2 protein-coding genes and 1 pseudogene are annotated in these 2,542 nt (G+C 43.6%); all 3 read right to left on the minus strand.

All coding sequences use genetic code 11. The annotated features are described in order from the left end of the window. Positions 1-85: 85 nt before the first annotated feature. Complete coding sequence (gene tnpC / locus BACCOPRO_RS16865; RefSeq protein WP_007901159.1) at positions 86-1,933, minus strand: IS66 family transposase; 1,848 nt, start codon at positions 1,931-1,933, stop codon at positions 86-88. 91 nt (positions 1,934-2,024) lie between these two features. Next, positions 2,025-2,357: an IS66 family insertion sequence element accessory protein TnpB gene (gene tnpB, locus BACCOPRO_RS16870; protein WP_008145565.1), complete on the minus strand. Its 333-nt coding sequence runs from the start codon at positions 2,355-2,357 to the stop codon at positions 2,025-2,027. After that, positions 2,351-2,542: pseudogene (locus tag BACCOPRO_RS16875) on the minus strand (hypothetical protein); the annotation flags it as partial. The pseudogene BACCOPRO_RS16875 and the gene tnpB, both read right to left, overlap by 7 nt.

Here is a 2,542-nt window from a genome sequence, read left to right on the forward strand (position 1 = left end):
GTAAACTTCCAATTTTAGGGTATCCCCTTTTAGACGGGCGCCAGTCGGCACCCGTCTAAAAAAGAATCCACAAATTTAACGATTATTATTTGCATATTGTCATGGGAAGAAGGTTTTCGTAATCCGTTCTTCCCTTTTTTAATTCTCTGAGCAGCTTGCAGAAGTAATCCCTGAAGGAGACTCCTGCCTGTTTGCAGGTTTCTATAAAGGTATTATAGATTGCGGAGTTCTGTATTCCTTTCACGCTTCCGAAGAACAGGCTGTTCTTTCTTTGGACAGTGATTGGTCTTATCGCTCTTTCTGCTGCCATATTGTCTATGGAGTATTCTCCATCATTTCTGTAGGCAAAGATCTGATTCCAGAAGTTCTTCAGATAGTTAAGAGCCTTGCTCATAAGTTCGCTTCGGTTCTCATCCGGATTTGCAAGCAGATCATAAAGTTCTGTCCTTATCTTCTCGATGACCTCAGTTGTTTCCTTACTGTTCCTTCTGCGGTAAATCTCGTCTGCAGTAAGTTTTTCCCGGCGATAAGTATCTTCCATGCCGTATAGCTTTGCTATCTGCTCAAGGAAGATTCTTGCCTGCGGGCTTCCCTGGTCGAAGGCATACTTGAACTTTGCCCTTGCATGAGCCAGACAGCAGAGATGATCTATATCCATAAGTTCGTTGTCAAGATACATATATACGTTATAACCGTCACTCTGCAGTGATTTGATTTTTGCATCACCAAGGAACTCCTTCAACACATTTCTGTTCCTGCCTCCATGTTTCTGTACACCTTCATCATCCGTTGTATCCTCGTAGAAGAAGATGACTATACGCGCTTTTCTGTTTACCAGACACCACATATAGGTCTTTCGTTTCTTATTGTATGCGTGATAGCGGAGCCATGTCTCGTCCACATTCACGTTGGCACCGTCCTGAAGGGCAATCTTCTTGAGGGCAGGTATCAGCTTATTGAGCTGCATGGCACCTTTGTCGGCCCAGTTCAGCAGGTTCTGCACAGAGGTGTTCCAGTCCATATCCGACAGACGGTTCTTCGCCTCCCTGTATGCCGGTGTTGACATCTGGAAGCGGTTAAACATCAGATACGAGAGCATGTTTGCCGTAATGCTTGTACCCGGTACTATCTCGTCATAAAGGCTTGCCCGGACGTCATCCTTCATAGGAAGGAACATGCTTTCAATCCTGCCGTCGGCATGCTTCACCTTAAGTACCTCAAAGTGATGTTCCTCAATATGGCTCACAATGCTTCTTATTTTACGGTAGCTTGACGATATTACAACAGAATCCTCAGGAAGCATTGTATAATCAGACCTGTGTATAATCGGTGTACCTACACAAGTCTTATTGTATGTCATTCCTTTCCTGTATGGTCTTTCCTTGGAAAGGGAAGCCTTCGGAGTATCCTGCGTGTCGCATGATGCGGAAGAGTCCGGCTGTGGGACCTCGCTTGGTGGAGCAGTAGGAGTACCGTCAAAATCATCCTTGTCATCATGCTTCCCTTTTACGACCCTTTTACGGTCAATACCTTTGAGACTTTTGGAAGAGGCATAGGTCTGGGTATTCATAATGGAAAGACGTTCTAAAAGGGCATTATACTTTTTCTCAAGTTTTTTATACTCCTTATCGCGGAGCTTGTATTCAAGGACAACCTTGTCAGCCTTGCTGTTTGCCTTAAGCAGGGCATTTGTAAGGGAGTCTATTTTCTTATTGGACTCCTTCAGGTCTTTTCCTATTTCATCAAGCCGTGCTATCATTTCGTCAAGCTGCTTGCTCTTGCTCTGATTCTCCTCAAACAGGAACAGGGCGAACCTCTTTATCTGCTCATTATCCATACCTTCAAGGGGTGTATGCTCCTTTTCGGGTCTGTTCATCATCTCTTCAAGATGCTTGCGTCTGAGTGTATTTTCTATGAGCTCTTCCAGTTCCATGTTCTCTAATATTTTATGTAAAGATACTCATCTTCAATGAGATATACAAATATTTAGAGAATTTTTATCGCTGATTGTCAGAGTTTTATCTTTAAATTCTTATACTCGTTATTACTGGAGTTTCAAGTATCGTGACCAGGTCTTTCCAGTCTATTTTATATACTGTCACATCGTTCTTGCGCTCTATTTTCATGAACTTATAGCCCTTAATGAAAGACTTCTCATGAAGGTAGTAGGCATTGCGCTCATAGTGTATCATATGAACCTTGCGCTGGTCTTTAGACATGAACATGTAAACATCACCATTCAATGGATCACGGTGGTATCGACCTCGGATTATCTCGCATATACGCTGAGCCTTGCATCTCATATCGTGAAGCTCAGGAAGGTAGTAGAAGTTGTGAAGACCGTTGATGCTCAGCATAAGCCCTCCAGTTTCTCTACCAGTGTTTTCAGCCCCTGATAGTCTAAGCCTTTCTTCTGTATGCACAAGCCCTCACGAGTTCTTATCGTCACCATAATGCTTCCTTTATGGGGAGTTGTACGTTTGAGCTTGTCTTTAGCAACCTCCTGCCGTTCTTCATTGCCTGTCCGAATCAGCTCTTCCGG

This window comes from Phocaeicola coprophilus DSM 18228 = JCM 13818, assembly GCF_000157915.1.
GTDB classification, from domain to species: domain Bacteria; phylum Bacteroidota; class Bacteroidia; order Bacteroidales; family Bacteroidaceae; genus Phocaeicola; species Phocaeicola coprophilus.

What these genes read in the sequence shown, in the direction of transcription:
- tnpC (WP_007901159.1), bottom strand. Translation starts at nt 1,933, where the DNA reads ATGGAACTGGAAGAGCTCATAGAAAATACACTCAGACGCAAGCATCTT.
- tnpB (WP_008145565.1), bottom strand. Translation starts at nt 2,357, where the DNA reads ATGCTGAGCATCAACGGTCTTCACAACTTCTACTACCTTCCTGAGCTT.